This window comes from Ornithinibacillus halophilus (assembly GCF_900129485.1).
In the GTDB taxonomy this organism is placed as follows: domain Bacteria; phylum Bacillota; class Bacilli; order Bacillales; family Amphibacillaceae; genus Ornithinibacillus; species Ornithinibacillus halophilus.
In genome coordinates, this window is record NZ_FQVW01000010.1 from 1 (window position 1) to 21750 (window position 21750).

At 36.3% G+C, this 21750-nt stretch carries 18 protein-coding genes; 4 read left to right on the forward strand and 14 right to left on the reverse strand.

Translation table 11 applies throughout. The annotated features are described in order from the left end of the window. Window positions 1–302: 302 nt before the first annotated feature. Both BUB12_RS06195 and BUB12_RS06200 read right to left on the reverse strand, forming a co-directional pair. Window positions 303–1502, reverse strand: coding sequence for a DUF4085 family protein (locus tag BUB12_RS06195; RefSeq protein ID WP_072889172.1), 1200 nt, complete (start codon window positions 1500–1502; stop codon window positions 303–305). Window positions 1503–1518: 16 nt separating this feature from the next. Further along, window positions 1519–2994 carry an amidase gene (locus BUB12_RS06200; protein WP_072889297.1) on the reverse strand — a complete coding sequence of 492 codons (1476 nt, stop codon included), beginning with the start codon at window positions 2992–2994 and terminating at the stop codon, window positions 1519–1521. A gap of 202 nt (window positions 2995–3196) precedes the next feature. Here BUB12_RS06200 and BUB12_RS06205 point away from each other — a divergent pair, with 202 nt between their 5' ends. Beyond that, window positions 3197–4624 carry a hypothetical protein gene (locus BUB12_RS06205; RefSeq protein ID WP_084063245.1) on the forward strand — a complete coding sequence of 476 codons (1428 nt, stop codon included), beginning with the start codon at window positions 3197–3199 and terminating at the stop codon, window positions 4622–4624. Window positions 4625–4902: 278 nt separating this feature from the next. Here BUB12_RS06205 and BUB12_RS06210 read toward each other — a convergent pair whose 3' ends face one another. Beyond that, window positions 4903–5652, reverse strand: a complete 750-nt coding sequence (locus BUB12_RS06210) for a DUF4181 domain-containing protein (RefSeq protein WP_072889179.1) — start codon at window positions 5650–5652, stop codon at window positions 4903–4905. 174 nt (window positions 5653–5826) lie between these two features. Between BUB12_RS06210 and BUB12_RS06215 the strand changes: the two genes are divergently transcribed. Next, window positions 5827–6384, forward strand: a complete 558-nt coding sequence (locus BUB12_RS06215; protein WP_072889182.1) for a PepSY domain-containing protein — start codon at window positions 5827–5829, stop codon at window positions 6382–6384. A 351-nt stretch (window positions 6385–6735) separates the two neighbouring features. On the opposite strand, the gene BUB12_RS06220 is transcribed toward BUB12_RS06215, so the two are convergent. Continuing rightward, complete coding sequence (locus BUB12_RS06220) at window positions 6736–6966, reverse strand: hypothetical protein (RefSeq protein ID WP_072889185.1); 231 nt, start codon at window positions 6964–6966, stop codon at window positions 6736–6738. A 97-nt stretch (window positions 6967–7063) separates the two neighbouring features. Here BUB12_RS06220 and BUB12_RS06225 point away from each other — a divergent pair, with 97 nt between their 5' ends. Continuing rightward, the gene (locus BUB12_RS06225; protein ID WP_072889187.1) at window positions 7064–7369 is read left to right on the forward strand and encodes a transposase; all 306 of its coding nucleotides are present in this window, start codon (window positions 7064–7066) and stop codon (window positions 7367–7369) included. Here BUB12_RS06225 and BUB12_RS06230 read toward each other — a convergent pair. The 8 genes from BUB12_RS06230 to BUB12_RS06265 form a co-directional block, all read right to left on the reverse strand. Beyond that, window positions 7366–7887, reverse strand: coding sequence for a tubby C-terminal domain-like protein (locus BUB12_RS06230; RefSeq protein WP_072889190.1), 522 nt, complete (start codon window positions 7885–7887; stop codon window positions 7366–7368). The two genes, BUB12_RS06225 and BUB12_RS06230, sit on opposite strands and share 4 nt — an antisense overlap. A 21-nt stretch (window positions 7888–7908) precedes the next feature. Further along, on the reverse strand, window positions 7909–8121 hold the full coding sequence (locus BUB12_RS06235) for a hypothetical protein (protein ID WP_072889192.1): 213 nt from the start codon (window positions 8119–8121) through the stop codon (window positions 7909–7911). A 144-nt stretch (window positions 8122–8265) separates the two neighbouring features. Continuing rightward, window positions 8266–9456 (reverse strand): DUF4317 domain-containing protein, encoded by a 1191-nt coding sequence (locus BUB12_RS06240; protein ID WP_072889194.1) that lies wholly within the window; start codon window positions 9454–9456, stop codon window positions 8266–8268. 362 nt (window positions 9457–9818) lie between these two features. After that, window positions 9819–10490, reverse strand: a complete 672-nt coding sequence (locus BUB12_RS06245) for a hypothetical protein (protein ID WP_072889196.1) — start codon at window positions 10488–10490, stop codon at window positions 9819–9821. Between the two features lie 22 nt (window positions 10491–10512). After that, a complete protein-coding gene (locus BUB12_RS06250) occupies window positions 10513–11409 on the reverse strand; it encodes an ABC transporter ATP-binding protein (protein WP_072889198.1) in 897 nt (298 codons plus the stop codon). Window positions 11410–11442: 33 nt separating this feature from the next. Further along, window positions 11443–12603, reverse strand: coding sequence for an ABC transporter permease subunit (locus BUB12_RS06255; RefSeq protein WP_072889200.1), 1161 nt, complete (start codon window positions 12601–12603; stop codon window positions 11443–11445). A 55-nt stretch (window positions 12604–12658) separates the two neighbouring features. Further along, window positions 12659–13891 carry a hypothetical protein gene (locus BUB12_RS06260; protein ID WP_072889202.1) on the reverse strand — a complete coding sequence of 411 codons (1233 nt, stop codon included), beginning with the start codon at window positions 13889–13891 and terminating at the stop codon, window positions 12659–12661. A gap of 236 nt (window positions 13892–14127) precedes the next feature. Then, window positions 14128–15003, reverse strand: coding sequence for a DMT family transporter (locus BUB12_RS06265; RefSeq protein WP_072889203.1), 876 nt, complete (start codon window positions 15001–15003; stop codon window positions 14128–14130). Between the two features lie 281 nt (window positions 15004–15284). On the opposite strand from BUB12_RS06265, the gene BUB12_RS06270 reads away from it, so the two are divergent. Further along, the gene (locus BUB12_RS06270) at window positions 15285–15608 is read left to right on the forward strand and encodes a coiled-coil domain-containing protein (RefSeq protein ID WP_072889205.1); all 324 of its coding nucleotides are present in this window, start codon (window positions 15285–15287) and stop codon (window positions 15606–15608) included. A gap of 360 nt (window positions 15609–15968) precedes the next feature. Here BUB12_RS06270 and BUB12_RS17445 read toward each other — a convergent pair whose 3' ends face one another. After that, the gene (locus BUB12_RS17445; RefSeq protein WP_084063238.1) at window positions 15969–18296 is read right to left on the reverse strand and encodes a LysM peptidoglycan-binding domain-containing protein; all 2328 of its coding nucleotides are present in this window, start codon (window positions 18294–18296) and stop codon (window positions 15969–15971) included. A 171-nt stretch (window positions 18297–18467) separates the two neighbouring features. Beyond that, window positions 18468–21644 carry a DEAD/DEAH box helicase gene (locus BUB12_RS06310; protein WP_072889207.1) on the reverse strand — a complete coding sequence of 1059 codons (3177 nt, stop codon included), beginning with the start codon at window positions 21642–21644 and terminating at the stop codon, window positions 18468–18470. Window positions 21645–21750 lie beyond the last annotated feature (106 nt).

Consider the following 21750-nt stretch of genomic DNA (forward strand, 5'->3'; position numbering starts at 1 on the left):
GGGAGCGAGTTCCTCCCTGTGTCGAGCATATCCTCTTTATCGGGGAGCGAGTTCCTCCCTGTGTCGAGCATATCCTCTTTATCGGGGAGCGAGTTTCACCCTGTGGCGAGCGAATTCCATTGACCAGGGAGCGAGTTTCTACCAACGGCGAGCAAATACCATAGTCCGTGGAGCGAGTCTCTACCAACATGGAGCGAATTCCTCCCAACGTGGAGCGCATCCCCTCTCCCCCTCAACCTTCAAGAGATATATTCCACACCATTATTTCACCAAAAAAGAACTGAGGGCTACCCACCAGTTCTCTACATTTCTATAAATCTACAATACTTTTCCACCACATCATCTTGCAAGATTCCCTCATTGTAAAAATGATTTATATAAACCCCCATCGCCATTTCATTTTCTTCTGTTATCTCTGCTTTCAGCAAAACAGGGTTAATGACATCTGCTAGTTCAGTAGGATTCTCATACATCGTATTCCATGCTCGGACTTGCAGCTCTAAGTCGTCTCCTAGTGCTGCTTCTTCTAATTCGTCTATAGGTAATGCCTCATTAAAGGAAGCGTATGGGTCTTCATAAACATCCGAGTAAATGAAGGAAATCGGTTCGTAGGTTTCTAAACCATAAGTAAAACGTTCACCTTCAACAACAACCTCAATTTCATCTGAATCAAAATTTATTTCTCCATTCTCAAGAGAAATACCATTTTCAAATGATCGAATAGGACATGTCACATCTGGAGTGATTAACCAATAATTAGGTTCTGTGTCCAACTGGCTAACATATTGATTTACTGATATTTCCTCTAATTTGTCTTCATCCCTAAGCTTTGTATACAGGCTCGGACGATAATAATAGACAGCATCCATCTTCTTCATTGTAATGGTCCATTCGGCTTCTGGTGATTCAAACAACACACGAAAAGCAAATCCTTCTCGTGTCTTTTGTAATTCATCGTAAATAAACCATTGGCCAACCTCAAGTGGTGAGTCAGTCATTTCAGTTAATACATTTATAAATATTAAATGGATGATTGCCTTAGTTGAAAATCCACCATCGGTATTAATATAAAGATGTAGCACATCATCTTCCCAGGTAATTCTTTGAATAGTAGAGTCATGTAGACTATCTTCAAAAACCTCTTTTACTGCTTTTGGTAATTCAGCCACGGCATCCTCTGTTTGTTTATGTGCTAAATCTAGTATGTTTTCGAATTCCTCACTTGCCTCTCGAACCCAGTTTAAGTAATCTGAACGAATTGCTTTTGGTAAAGTTGGTTGATTTAAAGTGCCATCTAGAACATTAGGTATAAATTTTTCAGGTAAGACCTGCAACAATTCTTCCTTCACTTCCTCTAATTCTTCCTTTAAACGTTGCTTGATGTCTTCCCCTTCTTCCTCAGCATCCCGAATTACAGCTTCCCATTCCTCATCTGTTTCAGGTATAGGAAGCAAGTTACATTGTTGAAATCGTATTTTTGCTTCTTTTGTTAAGTTCCACATGATGTCACCTCATCATCTAATAGGTTGGATTTTTCGTTACATCAATCCATAGATCTGTTTCTTCTAATTGCCCAGCTAGTTGTAAAAGAAGATCTTCACGACCACGCCTTGCTATTACTTGAACTCCAACTGGAAGCCCATCTTTTGTTAAATGCATCGGTAGTGTCATTGCAGGCTGGCCGGTTAAATTCGCCAGTTGTGTAAATGGAGTACGCTCTAAGCTTTTATTCGCAAGCTGGTCAACAAAGCCTGTTTTCTTCAACGTTCCACCTAACCCTAGTCCACCGATTGTTCGAATTAGTCGTTTTTCAAATTGAGTTGGATCAAGTTCACCTATTTTTGATGGCGGAAAAGCTGTCGTAGGTGTGATATAGAAATCATACTCATCATGGAAATTCTCCATTTGTATCGCTGCTTCATCCCAATATTTTAAACTAGTTAAAAACTCTTCTGCATTCACTGCTTTACCAAGTAAGCCAAGAATCCATGTGGTAGGTTCCACATCTTTGAATGTAACCTTACGTCCAATCATATCTTCAATTGCAGATAAGGTAGTGGCTACTTCAGCAAAGTAGAGCATCATGTAACTATTGGCAATTCTTTTACCATCAACTGGTGCTTCCTTTTCTACAATGTTATGGCCCAGACTTTCTAATAACTTCACTGTATTCATCACGGCATCTTTACATTCAGCATCTACTTCCGTTCCAATTGGAGAAGTAGTTGTAAAGGCAATTTTCAAAGACTTTTTCATAGGAGTTCTACTTGCTTCTAAATATGAACCATCAAATGGAGGTGCCATAAAAGCATTTGCTCTGTCATGTTGATATTGATCAAGCATCGCTGCACTATCCCTGACAGATCTACTTAAAATATGGTCAACACTTGCTCCTTGCCAAACGCGACCTCTATCAGGACCTACTGGAGCACGACCACGTGTTGGTTTTAATCCGAATAAACCACAAAAAGCGCCAGGAATACGAATCGATCCACCACCATCATTAGCTCCTGCAATAGGAACAATCCCTGCTGCTACTGCTGCTGCCGATCCACCACTGGAACCACCTGGTGTATATTCCGTATTCCATGGATTCCTTGTCGGTCCATTATGTACTGGTTCCGTTACGCCCAACAAAGCAAATTCTGGTACGTTTGTTTGCCCAATAATCGAAACGCCTGTACGTTTTACTTGGCGAACAAATTCACTATCTTCTTTGGCAATATAATCAGCTAAAACTTTTGAGCCGCTAGTCATTGGATGTCCTTTGGATTCTTGAGAAATATTTTTTGTTAACATCGGTACACCCGTAAATATTCCATTTGCGAGTTGTTCATCAGGTTGCTTACCAAATTGGTGGATTACTGCGTTGAGTTCTCCATTTTTTTGCTCCATTTCCTGTAACGCCATTACACGAACTTCTTTAGGAGTTACCTCTTTGTTTCTAATTAATTCAGCTAACCCTAGCCCATCATATTTCTTATATTCAAACACCACAACGACTCCTCCATTTCATTATAGACTTGTGAAAATTCAAAAACCTTTCATTTATGTTTATTTTACCACATTTATCTACTTTTGATATTGCACTTCAATATCATTTACAAAAATCGCCAATTTTCACACCTGCCCACCTCTTTCATAAGATAGTTAACCAGGATTGCTATTAATCCTATAGTAAAGGAGATAGTAGATGATGGAATTAACATTCGCACACTGGTTGTATTTAGCAGGGACATTGCTCATTATATTAACGATGTTATTCAGACAAAATGTCGTTGTCCCAGCAATTATTATGAGTTTCTTTGTAGCCTGGACCTATACAGGATCTTTCCTAGATGGAGTTCATTCGATATTTAATGCCAACTTAACAGCTGCAACTGAGCTATTTAACATCTTCCTAATTATTGCCGTAATGACTGCCTTATTACGTTCTATTCAGTCAATTGGTGCCGATGAACAAATGGTTCAACCATTTCAAAAAGTCATGAAAAACGGTACTTTATCCTTTTGGGTGCTAGTCATAGTCACATACTTTTTATCCCTATTCTTTTGGCCAGCACCTGCTGCACCACTTATCGGTGCATTACTAATCCCAGTTGCCATTCGAGCAGGCCTGCCTCCAATCGGTACAGCCATCGCCATTTCACTAGCTGGTCATGGTATGGCATTGTCTTCTGATTTTATTTTAAAAGTTGCACCAGAATTAACAGCTTCAAGTAGTACCGCATTAGAAGCGAGTGCCATTGGCCAGCAAACATTAATCCTATCGTTAATTGCTGGAGCTGTTTCGCTAACAATTGCATATTTCATGGTACGAAAATCAATTAAAAAGCCATCTAAGCAAAACCTTATAGACTGGGAAAATAGTGGTGGAGATGATTTGAAGATCAGTGCTGATGACCAAGAGGTGAAAAAAGGGAAATATAGTTCTATTTTTGCTGTATTTGTTCCAACCATCTTTTTACTGATTGTAACGTACGTCGTAATCGCAACATTCTCCGATTTCATCCCGTCGATAGAAGATGGTGCAGGTTCCTCACTGGTCGGTGGTACAGCAATTTTATTAATTATTGTCATGTCCCTATTTCGTGATTATAAAAAAACATTGCAAGAAGTTAGCGATCATATCGTCAATGGCTTTGTGTTCGCTTTTAAAGTAATGGGGTTAGTAATTCCTGTAGCAGCATTTTTCTTTATTGGAAGTGGTGAATTAGCAGGGCAAATTTTTGGAACGGACCCTGATTCAACCCCTTCTTTCCTGTTTGATTTAGTTCAAGAAAGTCAGGCATACATTCCGAATAACACCTTTTTCACAGCATTTGGTGTACTAATATTAGGAATGATATCTGGTCTTGATGGCTCAGGCTTTTCTGCCCTTCCATTAATCGGTTCGTTATCGGAAGCACTAGCTACTTCTACTGGTATGGATGCAACAACCCTTGCTTCCATTGGCCAAATCGGCGCTATTTGGGTAGGTGGAGGAACACTTGTAGCATGGTCACCTATTATCGCTATCGCTGGTTTTGCAAAAATATCTGTCATCGACCTCGTTCGAAAAAGCTTTATCCCTGTCGTCATTGGGTTAATTATGACAACAGCTTTAGCTTTAATACTGTTTTAAATTGGATGGAAATCTGAGCTTAATGGCTCAGGTTTTCTTTTTCACTTGAAGCATAGACAGGTTCTTTAGCACAATACATTAATTCTTTTAATTGGCTCAAACTAATTGAAAAAGGAGGGATATTCTTGAGTACTAATAAAGGCAAAAAGAAGAAAAACAAAAATAAAGAAGAATTAAATGAAATGAAGGGCGGAAAAGAAAGGCATCGCCGGAATCGATCATAAAAATATATTTGTGCACTGGTAGTATGATTAACCACTAGTGCACACTTTTGTTTTTTATTCTTCTTTTTCACCTGGCTTGTTCCAATCGAAATCTGCTTCTTCCAGTAAATCATAAAAATCATTGTTTCCAACAACTTTATAAGCATTGCCATCAATTGTTAGGTACGTATCATATACAACCATACTACTATAAAACGTACTTCTAAAATATAAGCGATAGAAATTATCTTGATCGCCTTTATTTATCATTCGTTTCCTTAGCTCGATGGAAGACAATTCATCAACAATTTGATTGATCATCTGCTGATTTTCAATAACAGCCTCACGTTTTACGATTTCTTGATTCCATAATTCTTTTGCATCTTCATTACTTTGATTATTATAAATTTCAACGGATTCGATGGAGTCAAGGTTTAGCATTTGGTCATCTTCTATCGTTTCTGAGAATGTTGTTGTTTGAAATACGATAAACAGAGAAATGATGAGAAGTAGCCCAATTCCCCCTACGGACGTTGTGGTCAATAAATATTCCTTTTCTTCCCGGTCATATTTATATTCCATAAAGGCTCGAAAACCTAAAAGGATCAATAAGTAACCAAAGATTATATAGTATTCAACATAAGAAATCATATACAAAATAATTGCTAAAATAAGTCCAACTAAAAGTATGACCCGTTCTCCCCATTTATGCATGTTATTAACTGGCCTGAATGCAACACCATCAGGAATAATATTATATTTTTTCTGTATGTACCTGTTTATAATCGATGTCAAAATAAGAACAGCTATTATGAAGTAAAGCATTTTAATCTCAATCCCCCTAGTGTTTAGTCTTATTAAAGACGAATACAATTAAAAAAAGTCCCAAATTATGATTAATTTTATCATATAACTCTAATCAAATTCTAATCTTCCTATCGCTATCCTCTAATCTTAACCGGATATAGTGTAGATATAGAAATTAAGAGGAGGAATAATATGAATAGGAAAATACTAACGAGTGTTGTGACGATAGGAATCTTATTAGGTGGTGGAGCTACAATTATGGCTACTTCAATCGATGGTGCTGAAAGTAGTTTAGTAAAAAAAGAAAATATTGAAGTAAATGGAGAAAAAAACACAACAAAGCAAATACTTACTGCATCCGAAGCAAAAGAAATTGCATTATCTGAACATGATGGTCGTATTGATTCAATTGAATTAGAATATGATGATGGCTATTCCTATTATGAAGTGGAGATTGAAAATAAAGCTGCAGAATATGACGTTTATGTAGATGCATATACTGGTGAAGTGTTAGGAGTAGAAACCGACGATATAAATGATGATTATACCCACTCCACACAAGATATGATTACATCTGAAGAAGCGATTGAAATTGCTCTGAAACAAGTTGAAGGTAAGGTAGTAGAAATCGAATTTGATGAGGATGACGGTCGCTTTGAATATGAAATTGAGTTAAAGACAGATAAAGGCGAAGCAGAAATTACCATCGATGCCATTACCGGTGAAGTAAGAGAACTAGAAATCGATTAGTTTTTGAAGATACTGGGAACCAACCAATTATACGCACTCTAAAAACGAGCGTTTAAAGACAGACTAGCGTAGGAAATACACGTAGACTCCTGCGGGAGAAAAGGCATAGGTGAGACCCCACAGGACGAAAGTCCGAGGAGGCTCACCAGCCGCCCGCGGAAAGCGAAGTGTATTTTCCGTAGCGGTAGAAATCGCACCACCACTAAAAACTCGCAACTATTTTCAAATATTACATCAAATTATCGTTATTCAGTTTTTTATGTATCTAAAACACTTTTATCCCAGCCTCTTCCCTGTCCACTAATTGGAGATTCTATTTAATTCCCATTCTTTTGCCTCCGGTTTTCAAAGCTAATTCATTTCATATAGTTCTACCTTCTCGATCAAAGCCTCTTGAATTTTTGTTAATTCCGCTATTGCAATCTCTGTTGTATCATACATTCCTAAGATGATTTCTTTCCTTCCCCAAAAACCATTATCAACAGTACCTACAAGAGCCTCATTCTTTCCTCCTATATTTTTACGTACTGTATATGAAATGCAATTAACTAATTCTTTTCTATTTTGACTTCTTATCCACATATGTTATCTCTCCTAATCCTTCATGTTTTTCTAGATTGATGGGTGATGGGTTTAATCTTGTCACGTTTTGAGAATAATGGTAACCGAGGTGAGACAAATGAAACTACTATTAATTTTAGGAAGCATTCTCATTCCCATACTGATGGTTATATCTCAAAGCAAATGGGATTCTATGAAAGTAGTATTTAATATACTAGCACTTCTTTCAACACTTATTTTCGGTAACATTGCCTCCATCGCTATCTATGACATTATAAAAGATGGAACTGTATTTATGACCAACATCCATGGATTATTTCTCAACCCACTTTTCTTAATTACAGGTGCGTATTTAGGTGTCTATGTACTATCGGTATTGCTATTGCAAATCTATAGCTTTTTTCAAAAATCGAACTTCCCTTAAACCCCAATTTCAAATAGGTGTAGCATCGTTAGTATAGTAGGGATTGGAAGACAACTTTCTTTTTCTAGAGTTATATAATTTGTTCTTGGTGGTGTTTTGCTATTTTCCTCCATCACAACGATAAGATCCGTTCCCTCATAAAAAGATGTTTGCTTTGAACTGGTCTGTTTGGAAATTAGGTACTGTTTTCCTTGATAACTAAATTCTAGTTTTTTCTCAGACATTTTAAATTTGCTCGTATCTGTTAAAATTACCCCTTGGAGCTCCGACAAACCATTTAATTTCCATTTTCGTTTTGCAACCCCAATATCCTCAGCTACTTCAAGTTTAGTTTCATTCATGTCTTTGAGCGATACATTAATAAACCAAGTGGTAAAATGTAAGGCTAATAGCTTCTGCCAAATATTTCGATGGTATTTTTGAATTTGGTATTCTACTTTTCTATCTTTATTTAGTATATCTATTTCCACATTTGAGGTTATTCTTGTCGGAACATCATAAAAAAAATCGAATGACATTAAAATCCTCCTATTTTCTAGTTACGAAAAAAGATACAGCAATCCGGCAATGGTTAATCCTAAAATAATCCCAACATCTCCTGCATATTTTTTGTTTTGCTTCTTCTTTTCTCCGATAGCTATTATCTTACCTACGATAATCATTAAACCTGGTAAAATAATAAGTCCTTTTACTAGATCTGAACTACTAGTAAAATCTGAGATTAAAGGAATAATGATCAATGTAAGAAACATTAGAATGGCTAATATGTATAAAAAATACCGAATATTGTACGCTTTTATTTCATTCCGCCCCTTTCACTTCTATCTAATTTTAACATAAAATATTCAGAATAGACTATCGAAAAAAGGACAGATTGGCAACCTGTCCTTTACATTTTATTCTTCTTCTTTAGCTTTTTGAAATAGGGCTTCTGGTATCATTTCAAATCCTTCAATCATCGTATTCTCTTCCACTTCAATCATCAAACATAGCTTTCCATCAAAATGAACTTGGCGGACAAATCGTAAGTCTTGAGGGCTAACTTTAATATCTGCCACCTTAGTTTGAATTTTAATTGATTTTGATGTGTATTTTGGTACGATATTACTTGCTTTTAACTCATACTTTTCATCATCTATTACAGTCTTAAAGGCCTCTTCTACTTTTTCCGTTTCTACATTCTTAACTCCACTATGCGTTAATACTTTTTCAACATCTTTATAATCTAATCTTGGTATCTCTTGTTCTTCTTCCTGGCTTTCCTCAATTGAACGATGAATCTCGTCATAAACATTGGAAAGTGTAGATGTATTAATCTGGTCGCCAGCAACCTTCTTAACGATTTCCTCAAACACCACTTTATCATCCTGTGCTGTCATTGTTTCCTCAGCATTTAACACTTCTTCAATAAAATGATAATTCAATTCATACGCTTTTCCAGATGAATATAGAACTCGGTTCACATCTGCTGCATTATCAGTAATGCATGGAAATAGAAATCCAGAAATAGGTGCTTTTAAATTAATTATCGGATCAACGACGATATTGTATTTAAATTCCTTTTGTACGTAGTCAAATAGCAATTCCTTCTTTGGATCTTGCGTTTTATTCATGCTACATAAGATAAACGAATTAGAGTATACCGTGTCCCGATCACTTTCATCCGAGTCCCCACCACGTTTTTTCGGTTTCATATACTCTCCACGAATAAAGGTTACAACAATATCCATTTCATATTGCTTATCTTTCAGCATTTTTTCCACTAATCGCAACATATGGCTATTCCACTCATCACGGTCATTGCTTAAAAGTCCTTGATGAAGGATAAGTTGGCTGCTGTCTTCTACATCTCGTTGAAACTTAAGCTCAAATAATTTTTCATCCAGTTGACCGGTAAGTACTTTTTTAAAATTAGCCATAAATAATTCTTGTTGTTCTTCCTCAAGCATTTCAAAAGGCATACTCTGATGATGATAAATATCACTTGACTCTTTCATAATATACACATTAAAGATTTCATGGATTTTTAATAAGTCATTATTTACTTTAAATTGTTTACGAATATTAGCAATGTCTTTTTTGTTCAATCTCGTTTCACTCCTAGTTGGTGTTCACGTGCATTCTATCATTTTAACATAAGTTTCACGAATTATACCTAGGGATACAGGAATCTGATTGGACATTTTTTCCGTTATTCATTTGTAAATATGTATTTTCCAATTGTTTTGGACAAATTTTCCATTATTCCAATAAAAAGACTCTTTTTCACTAGCATTCTATTAGAATAACGTACTCGATGTCCTTAAGATTCCATAAAGCATCAATATTTATAAAATAACGAACCAAATGTCCGCCTCTCGCCTCTTGCCTCTCGCCCCATCCCCATCCCCCTCATCCACAAAAAAATCCCGTCATTCTGGATGCTCCAAAACAACGGAATTGCTTGTTTTTATGTTCTAGGTTCAAACGTTAGGGCCGATACCCCATTTATTTTTACTTTTTGTCCTTCTTTTAAGTCAAGCTCAATTGTACTATCAGATGAACCACCTAGGATTTCATATAATCTCGGTGATTCTCCTTCCTCAAACAATTGTATATCACCAAACCCAAATTCAGTAGAGACCTCATAGGTACCTGCCTCGATATCAGTACCTACTTCCCAAATACCAGTAGTAAGTTCGTTAGAGATTTGAGTAGGTACTGGCATGATATGTGCAAATTCAACACCATCCACATATACTTTATGGGAGCCATTTAAATCGATGGTTATGCCACCCACACCTTGAAAGTCATCACGAACGGCTTCAAACATCAATACATCATTTTCGTCATAGACAAGAATTCTTCCAGATTGACCTCCACTTATCATGTATCTGCCTTCTGGAGGTACTACTTCAGCACCATTTGCATCAAGATGTTCTAGAAATATCTCTTCTGAATTCGAATTGCTGCGATCAATCGATTCATAAATCGTATCACTGACTTCCCCGATAATTTCATCTTTTTCTTCGCCAATGATTTCTTTATTCTCGTCGTACCGTAATACCTTTTCCGAGGGTTGTTGACAGCCAATTAAAACGAATAAACTTGTAAAAACGATTAGAAATCCAATTCGTTTCATAATTTTCCCCTCCTAGTTAAGTTCAACTTTCATGATAATATTTCTCATAATATTCAACTGTTCCAAGTGGCCCAATTGTAATTTCTTTCGCTTTGAATCCTGATAACAATTCAATCCATTCTTGCTGGTCTGATGACCCCATTAATGCAATTGGGATGCAACATAGACGTTTAGCAATATACAGGTGATCTTTTGGTAACGTATAATTTTCGGTCAGATTCTCATATTGTTCAGGTGACAATTCTACTTTAATATATTCTTTGTCTTCTTCGTTCAACTTCTGTTCATGTACAATATTTCCACCTTTTAAGTACAGAACTCTATCTGCATAAAGGTCTAGATTTTCTAGTAAATGCGATGCTACAAAAATCAATTTGCCGTCTTTTTTCATTTGCATCAATTGATTCGAAATCAACGAAACATTCGCGACATCGAGACCATTCATCACTTCGTCCATAAGCATAATAGGTGTATCTGCAGCAGCAATCATGGCAAAGCATAGACGTTGGCGCATCCCCAAGGAATATGTTTTAACCTTCTTCTTCACATAGCTTTCCATCTGCAATTGCTGATAAATCTCTTGGACGTTTTTAGAAGACCCATTCCACATATTTGCATATAACTTCATATGATCTACACCAGACAACTCTTCAAATAAATCACTTTGTTCAGGAAAGGTTGCTAATGATTTATGAATGGTTAGTTCATTTTTCTCTGTTTTGTATTGAAGGCTCCCATTGAAAGTAACCTTCCCGCTATTCGGTTTAATAAAATTGGCGATTACATTAAATAACGTTGTTTTACCTGTTCCGTTTGGGGCAACTAAACCAATGATTTCCCCACTTTCAGCTGACAAGGATAAATTATCTAGTACAACTTTATCTTTATATTTCACAGAGATATTCTCTAGTTTCAGCATGTCAATCCTCATTTCTATTATATTTTTTTCCTACTAAAAAGCTTTCTCCAATGGTGAATGTTTTGGTGTTCGTTGGTACTGAAATTTATTAATGGCAAAAATCACACCAACTAAAAGTACAGCTATAATTCCTAGTGACATCATTGCATATCCGTAATCAATCGCGTCATTACCTAGTTGAACAGCAAGGTCACCAGACAAAACATTTGCGATATCAATAGATTTAATTGGGTCTAGAAACGTTGCATTAATTCCTGCTGCCATCATTAAATCAGGTAACAAGAAGATTCCAATTCCAATTAGTACATTGGCAAATGCATTTTTAAACAGCATATTTAGTAAGATTGATAAAAGTAAGATGACGATTGCAACTAGGGCAAGTCCTAAAAATACATTTAATAGATATTCTCCTGTAGATACTGCTATAAACCCTCCATCTTTATAAATGAGGACTGGGAATTCAAACTCACCAGCATTTAGCTTTTTATCAGCATAAATCGTCCCTATATAAAAACCTACCAATAATAATGAGTAGAGAAAGACAAAATAGGTTAACACTTTACTTATTATCCGTTTCATAAACGACAAAGGGAAACCTTTCATTACCGTTCTATGTCTCTGTTCAAATACTAATAGTTCATTTCCTGCAATTAGAAAGACAACAAGGAATAAGATGCCAGTCATCGCGTTTAATGCCTTCGTTATGAAATGGTTGGTCGCAAAGGAATCAGACTCAATTGGCAATTCATTGTCTCTAATATAATGAAGTAGAGCATTCTCTTTTAAAATTTCTTCTCTTGGTACGATTAAGTGTTCCGGAATCCCTTCATTTCCTAATTCGTGAACCTTCAGCCGTAATTCGTTCGCTTTCAATCCATCTTCAATATATTGCTCACTATCACTGCCACGTCCTATATTCCATACCTGCATCCCGACTAATGATGAGATTTGTGTCACATAATCATACACCTCAGCTACTTCAGGCAAATCATGCCGTAGCAAATCAAGATGATCAAACGCAGCATACACCATTCCAACATCTTGCCTCTTTTGGTCTGCTAGTGAAGGTGGTTGTTCCTGTTGGTTATACATAAAAAATAACAGATAAAAGAGTAATAGAAAGGCAGTAATAAACCAAATCTTTCGGTTCTTTATTAATAATTTTGCTTCAAATAGAGTATATCTCCAAAACATATCGACTTTCCTTTCTGTGAGGATAAGAAACTACTTTCTTATCAATTAAATGGAATTAAGCACCCTGATAAAAACGACGTTTATTGACAATCCTTGACACAATAAATAGAACTATTTCTACTACTAGTATTGTTGCTAATAGTACAAGAATTCCCTTTTCATACGTAATCGACTCTAAATGAACTAAATAGTACTTTTCACCAGAAATGACCCTTCCAAAATCAAAGTAAGTTTGAGGTAGATTGCTAATCTCAATACCAAAAAGCTCTGTTAGTGTTCTAGAATAATAGATTCGTTCTGAGAATAAAATAACCGAACTAATCATTAATACGAGCCATGAATTTTTAAACAGAAGACTTAAAATTGCATTCAATCGCACAAAAAGGAACACAAGAATTGCTATAATTCCAAATGCCAATAAAAGAAACTTAGTCATTGGCATTGTGTCATACTCATTGAATCGGTATCCAAAGTAGTCATCTGGCTGTGTACTTGGAATCGTAATTGGAACAGACAGTTTAAGTGAGCCAAACCCATTTTGGATTGAAATAATAATCACTGTTAAAATAAGTAACCCAAGTAGGACAAAAAGTGTATATGAAAATGCTACAAATGACTTTGTATTAATCATTCGGTACCATCCAATTGGAGCACCTTGTAACACCGAACGATACTGTCTATCCTTTGAAATCATGTCACTACTAAAGTAAATAGCACATAAAATCACCATAAATGCTGTTGTTCCTAAAAGAAAGTTCACGATTGTTTGTATAGCTGTTTTCTGTTCAATTAGTTCATATGTAATCGGAACATCTTCAGACTCTAAATAATCTTGGTAGCGTAGATTTCTTAAGCTATTCTCTCGCCCCTGATCATGGGCAGGAAAAGGAGCATTGGCAATTAACATCCAATCCCTAGACACTCTCATCTCATTAAATACATTGCCTTTCATCCGTAACTCAATGAAACGCGAAAAGTTTTTGTCTTCAAAGGCAGTTACTAATCTAGATTTTAATTTTTGCTGATAGGCATTTTCAGCGTATGGGGCATACCCTGCCATATTATTAAATCCTGTTCCACCTCTATCTATCATCCCTTGTCGAACAGCTTCAAGGTTGTCAAGTTCATGTTTAGTGACTTCCGGATCAAATGAATCTGGTGTCTCTTTTGTTGGTAGAACCAAAAAACAATAACTTAAAATTAAACTTATTAATGCAATGATAAATAATATATTTTTCTTGCTCCGAAGCATCATTTTGAATTCATGTACCATCATTGATTTATTCATCTTTAGTTCCCCTTCTAGAAATCTTGTCCACTATCTATGTAAGATTACAAAATTATTTCAATTTTTCATGTAAGTAACATTATAAATAATCATTCGATAATTGTAAATGATTGTCTATTTAGAAAATTATAGCGCACCCACTTATTTAGTTCCTTCGCTAGTAGCAGGCGCTCGGAGCTAGACACCTCTGAATGTAATGGAGGATTCTCTTCTTTTTTCAATAATTCCGCGGTATATCAATTTCTCTTTTTATCACTTGTAATTTCACTCAATAGAGTTGAACCTAAAATACAAATGCCCCCAACAATTTGTAACATACTCATACTCTCATTCAATATAATGGCTGCCATAATGACCGCAGAGATTGGATCAATATAGCTAAACACTCCAATCGTTTGTCCTTTTAGTTTTTTCATAGCTGAAAAGTATAATAGATACGCTACCCCAGTATGGATTACCCCAAGAATGATGATTAATAGTAATGATTTCGTATCCAGGCCAGAGTAGTCCATACTTTCTGTCATCCATACATATGGAAGCAATATGATAGAAGCAATAGATAATTGCATGACTGTTGTCTCAAAGTCAGATAGACCTTTAATAAATTTATTCATTAATATAACGCCAGCATAAAATGTAGCTGCCAATAACCCATAACCGATTCCAACTGGATGATTATAGGACTCCGTAATCACTCCTGTATCTGGTTGGACAACTAAAAACAAACCAACTACGGCAATAACAATGCTTAAGCCCTTTTTCCACGTCCAAATTTCCTTTAATAAGAATGGTGCCAAAACCATCACAAAAACAGGTGCAAAATAGTAACTAAGGGTGGCGTTTGATATAGTCGTATATTGGTATGATTCAAACAAGAAAATCCAGTTAAACCCTAAAGCTGAACCAGACAATAGAAGGATAAAAAGGTTACGTTTGGTAGCCTTGATGTCAAATTTCTGTTTCACAAAAAAGAGCGAGGCTAGTAAGAATACACTTCCTATTGCACCTCTAAAAAGAGCGATTTCACTAGAAGAAAGATCGATGTTTTTTACAAATAATCCGATACTACCAAAAATAAGCATCACTAAAATAAAGATAGCTTTTGCTTTCATAGTTGTTCCCCCATTTAATACCTACTATTTAAAAAATATTCATTTTTCCATTATCTCATGTTGGACTACGAAAAAACAGTAGATATTTTTCTGGGTAAAATGATCACTCATTGGTGACTGTCACCTCCCGAATTTTGTCGATTAACCATTAGTTTTTCATATTCGGCTTATTATATCCTTCTCATACAAATGAAGCTTTCTTATGGCTGGAAAACCCTTAAAAGTTCAACTGTTCAAATGTCGAAAAATGGCCTATAATATTAGGTAAGGAGGTGAAAATCGTGGAACAAAAAACAATTCTAAATGAAATTTTAAATGTTCTAAAAGACCATATACAACAAGTCAGTGCAAGGTTCGAACGTCTAGAGAACCATATGAATGAGAAGTTTGAGCAAATAGACAAACGGTTCGAACAGATCGACAAAAAATTCGAACAGATTAACATACGATTTGAGCGACTTGAAAAACGTTTTGATCAATTAGACAATAAAGTTAATGGAATGCGCATGGATATTATGGATAATCAAAAAACTACCAATTTCATTCTTAGCAAAATTGCCCAACATGATGAAAAACTTCTTGAACTTTCCCAACAGCGCAAATAACTTTCCTGCTGTAATTTCACCCACAACAAAAAGCCTCCAAACCAAACTTCTGGAATGGAGGCTTTTAAAGTCTAACTTTCAGAGATGTCCACACTAGCTATTACTTTCGCTATGGGCAGCGAGACCACCTCTCGTTTACCTTAGACTTGCTGCCGACTTCGCTTCGGGCATCGAGACCATCTTTCGATTACCTTAGACTTGCTATTGTCTTCGCTACGGGCATCGATGACACTTCTCGTTTACCTTAGACTTGCTATTGCCTTCGCTACGGGCACCGAGACCACCTCTCGTTTACCTTAGACTTACTGACGCCTTCGCTACAGGCATCGACGATATCACAAGCTCCGAGTGCCTTTCTTTTTATTGAACGCCTGCAGAAATCTGTATTTGTTTCTGCATACTTTCTTGAATTAAACCATCTTTATGCCTTGTACTATTTAAAAAGTGGATACAGAAGTGTCCGTTGTAATTATTATCCTTTATATCTGAAATACTGTGTGGATAAGAATGCATCGCGGCTGCTAATTTTCTTCCATTCACAGAAATAATTATAGCTCGTGGTGTCCAGCTATAGCTTCCACCCCAAACATCCTTCATAATTTTGGCATCGGTTGCTGTTAATGGTTCTGAATCAGCATGATTTCCCCCAGTTGTATGCTTCACTTTAAACGTACGACCTGTTTTTACATCTCGTACTGTAGCTACTGTACCAACAGGAAACACATACCTGGCCTCAGTCCACCAATCTAATAATTCCCCATGATTCGGGCTAACTGTGTCTTTTACTGGTACATGATATACAGGGATCATTATTTTTTGACCAATTGACAGAGAGCTATTTACTGAAAGGTTATTTTCCTTAGCTAATTCAAGCATTGGAATCCCATAATCGATACTCAACTTCCATAAATTATCCCCTGATTTTACCGTGTGTGTTTCAAAACTAACTGTCACTTGCTGTTGTTTCGAATCCGAAGTACCTTCTGAACCAGAAACAATTAATGTCCGTCCAATTTGAAGGTCATCATGTCTTAATCCATTTAATCGTTTTATTTCATCAACCGTTGTATCAAAACGTCTAGCAATTCCTAACAACGTGTCCCCTCGAACTACTGTATAGTTGGTTGCTTTGGATTGAGATGGTGGTTGTTTTTCAGGTTCAGGTTGTTTAGTTTCGGCTTTACTCTCACCCGAAACATTTAATTTTTGACCGACTTTAATTGTATTACTAGTTAAGTTATTCCAGTTTTTAATGTTATCCACTGATGTGCTAAATCGGTTGGCAATCGAATATAGACTATCTCCTGCCTTAACAGTATACGTTGTTTGACTTTCAGGAGCAGGTGCCTTATTTTCAGTTTTCCCCTCACCTGTTACCGTTAATTGTTGGCCAATACTTATTACATTACTAGCCAAATTGTTCAAACGTTTCATCTGGTCAACCGTTGTATTATATTTTTTTGCAATGGAATACAACGTATCTCCTGCTTGTACAGTATGAGCTTTCGAAGGTGCAGGAGATTCGGCTTTAGGTGTATTTGGTACTCCACCTTTTGAAACAACAAGCGATTGACCAATTTGAATTGGCTCAATTATGTCGTTCCAATTCTTCAAGTTCTCTACTGTAGTGTTAAAGCTTTTAGCAATACTGTATAACGTATCGCCAGCCTTCACTGTATAAGAACTTGGTTGTGTTAACGATAACGTTTGACCCGGTGTAATTAGAGCATTTGTTAATTGATTGTAGCGTTGTAATTGATCTACTGTTAAATCAAATTTTTTTGAGATACTGAACAACGTATCACCTGAAGTCACCGTATATGAACTTGGTCTAGTGTGAACAATCAATACTTGTCCAGTAATTAAAACATTACTAGTAAGTTCATTTATTTCCTTAATTCGGTCAACTGTTGTATTATATTTTTTGGCAATCGAAAAAAGACTATCTCCTGCTTGAACAGTGTACGTTTCCTTGTTCATCGATTGAACGGGAATACTGTCCTCTTGTGACTGGTCCATATCTTCAATATCGATTGCAGAAAAACTAAAAGTTTCCATTTCTGGGCGATGTGTTTCAATTTTTACCTCTTCATCTTCAATATTCTTCTCCACTATATAACCAAGGGCCTCAGCTACAAAACAGATTGGGACAAAAATCGATCCATCTCTTTGAATGAAAGAAGGTGTCTCCATTCCTTCCCCATTAACTGTCGCGGTATCATCATCGATAAATAATTCGATATCAGTACCGCCTCGTTGAATACCAACCTGGTTGGAACCTTTATCATATCGCACTCCAGCTTCCAAGTGAGTTGAGACGAAAGACAGAGGAATATATACCTCATCTCCATCTATAAATGCAGACGGTTTTGTATGAAAGTGCATTCCATCAATAAACAACTGGATCTTATCGTTTTCGAACTTATCATTATCATAGAACTTACTTATATCATCAAGAAAATGTTCATCAGCATCAATTGCAGTTCCTCTTTGGTCTCGATTTAAATTTTGATTCTGCGTTTGATTAATACGCTGAAGATTTAATTGTCCATTATTATTGTTATTATTTTGATCGATTTGTTCTTGTTGAGGGATTACTGGATCTTGCGGTGTAGCATCATCTTGTTGTGTTGTACATGCAGTTAATATAACAGCACTTGCAGTTACCGAAAGATAAATCCTTCTCATCTAAGAAAACCTCCTTGGGGGGACAATTAATACATTTTCTTATTAATTAAGATGTACCGTGGTAAAAATGAAAAACGGATAATTAATTACCATAAAAGACAGTTTTTCTCATGGCTAAAGAATAAAAAAATCCACCAGTCTCGCTCGGTGGATTCAATACTTATTCAATAACTAACTCAGTAGGTCTTGTATATCTTCTTCCGTCAGTGTGCTAAGTCGCTCATCTTTTGGATCGATTACTTGCTCAATGAGGTGTTTTTTCTTATCTTGTAACTCATTCATTTTCTCTTCAATCGTCCCTTTAGCAACAAGCTTGATGACTTGTACAGTCTTCTTTTGCCCAATTCGATGGGCTCTGTCGGCAGCTTGTTCTTCTACAGCTGGATTCCACCAACTATCATAAAAGATTACCGTATCCGCACCCGTAAGATTCAATCCAGTTCCCCCTGCTTTTAAGGAAATTAAAAGAATATCTCGTTCGCCACTGTTATATCGATTACATAGCTCCACTCTTTCATTGGAAGGAGTCTGACCATCTAGGTAAAAATAAGCGATTCCTTCCTCTGCAAGTGCTTGGCCAATTAATTGAAGCATCTTTGTAAATTGAGAAAAAATTAACAATCGCCGGCCTGCCTGGTTTGATTCATGGATAATCTTCATTAACTGCTCAAATTTGCCTGAGGTTCCATCATACCCATCAACAAATAATGCAGGATGACAACAAATTTGGCGTAATCTGGTTATACCAGCTAGTATTTTTATGCGATTTTTTCTAATTGTATCCCGGTCCAAATGGCGCAAAGTCTTGTGTCTTAGTTTTGCTAAATAGCTGGCATAGAGCTTTTTCTGCTCAGGTAGTAGCTCTGTTGCATCAAGCACTTCTATTTTCTCTGGCAATTCATCAAGTACGTCTTCTTTGATTCTACGTAACATGAAGGGACGAATTCTTCGGGCTATTTGCTTATTCGTTAGTTCACTATATTCCCGTAAACCTAAAAATAACTCAGGGAAAACGACATGAAAAATGGACCACAATTCTTCTAATGCATTTTCCATCGGTGTTCCAGTTAATGCAAAACGGTGAATAGCATTTATTTTTTTCACCGTACGAGCTGTTTGTGTTAACGGGTTTTTGAACATCTGTGCTTCATCGAAAAACACAACATGATACTCCTGATTCTCATACCATCGAATATCACTACGTAACAGCGGGTAACTAGTAATAATCACATCAATGGTTTCAAGTTCTTGTTGTAATTGTATTCGTTCGGCCTTGCTTCCATCCAAAATCAGTGCTTGTAGATCAGGTGCGAATTTCATTAATTCACTCTGCCAGTTATACGTAACCGAAGATGGACATACGATTAATGCAGGTCGTCCCTTTTCACGGATTAATGGAAGTTCCGATAAAATAAAGGCAATGCTTTGAATCGTTTTCCCTAACCCCATATCATCTGCCAAAATTCCACCAAATCCGTAACTTGCTAGTGCTTTTAACCATTTATAGCCATGCTTTTGATAATTCCTCAACACATTATCTAATTGGCTAGGTACTTCGAATGGTAGCCGTTCTGGTTGTTGGATGCTTTCTAAAAACTCTCGAAAAGATGCTTCGATAGTGATAGCATCCGTATTTTCTAACGTATTAAGTAATCGAAGACCTTCAATAACTGGGACTTCAAATTGTTTTTCCCATTCATCATCTTGAATTGGTACAGCCTGCATGAAGCGCTTGATTTCCTCCATTTCCCTCGTTTCTAGGGATAATAAAGCACCATCTCGTAATCGATAATATTTGCGCTTTTCTTCTAAGGCAGCTAAAACGTCTTTGATTTCTTGTTCTGGAATCCCATCAATTTTAAAAGTAAACTCAAGCCAGTGAGTGCGCTCCTTATAATGCCTGATTTTAATTTTCGGGATTGTTGTTTTAGGTAAAATTCGCATTCTGACGGCTGACGTTGCATATACTTGAACCATTTTTTGCAATTTCGGCAACTCATGGTGTAAGAAATTATATTCTAACTCTTCATTTTGAAGGTAATAACCACTTTCTGTTTGGTTAAATTGACTTTGTTCCATCATCTGTAGTATTTCATCTTCTTTTTCCATATCGCGAATGATCATTGATCCAACTTTCGGCTGTCGGTGATCAAGTGGATTAATGGTGACATTATTATACTGGAACTCTAAACCTGCTAATAAACGATTTTTCACACGATCTAAAAATAAATTAGCTTTGAGTGGTGTTTTCTGTAATTGAGCAGAAATTTCTCCAGACAAATGTACTTCTCCCAATTTCCTTAAAGAAGGCAATAGCTTTTCCATGTAATATTTTAATTGATTCATCGGGATCGGTATTTCATTCGTACCCGTACGTTTCAACATTCGTTTTAACTCATAAAGACGGTCTGCTTCCCCTCTTTTTACGGCAACTATTTTCCCTGCACTTAGGACGGTGTCATAGTCCTTTAGGAGAATCATTTCTTGTAACCCTTCAATGACCAACCGAAATCCCTTTTCCTCTGAACCTGCAAATATAAAGGTTAAAGGCAAATCCCCATCCGATACGTTAAATTCATAATACGTTTTCGTTCCATATTGTAAAATTACATGTGAGGCATGTAATAATAAAGGCTCTATTTGCTTCCAAGCTGAGGAGGGTATCGGTAAAGTAGCTTTATTAGATTGGTATTTAGCTTTTGATGGCATGGCACGATAATATACTTTTTCATCTTCCATGACATGTATTAATTGCCGAATGACTGCATCTGACTTCTCATCAAAAAAATGCCGTTTTGGATCATAATCCAAATGGTTCCTACCTTCTTTTACATCCTCTAAAAATCCCCGAACATCTTCAATACGCTTAGAATTCACCATAAGTTCAATTGCAAACATAAAATTATCATGATCTATTGTAATTACTTTACAGAAAAATTTCACTTGCATAACGGATCTATTTTCAAAATGCATTTGTGGACCACTAGATGGAATTGGTGATGAATCAAACAACGTCAACAAATCACTTGATAATTCCCCGTCAGATGTTTCAATGGATGCAGGTTCCACAATTTGTTCTTCTTGAAGAGCGATTAACACAGCAGCGATATGCTGACAGTCTTTACTAAATGAAGAAAGTGATGGACAGCTGCAGGTTGCTGAAAAACCCTTCCTATTTTTCTCAATATTAATATGAAAGTCCTCGACTCCTTGAACAATTGCCTGAACAGAGTCAGTAGAAATTTCCTCAAACGATACTTTTCCATTACGATAAAAAGCATCCCCACGTTTAAAGGAGACTGCCCCACATCGTTCTTTAATTGCTATTTGACTTAATTTTAGATGCACTTGACGTCCCCTCCTTCTTAAAACCACGTACGTTCATTACCATTTAAATTTAACACGAACAAAAAAATCCTGCTAGTTATGGGAACATTACTGCTATTCTAATCGT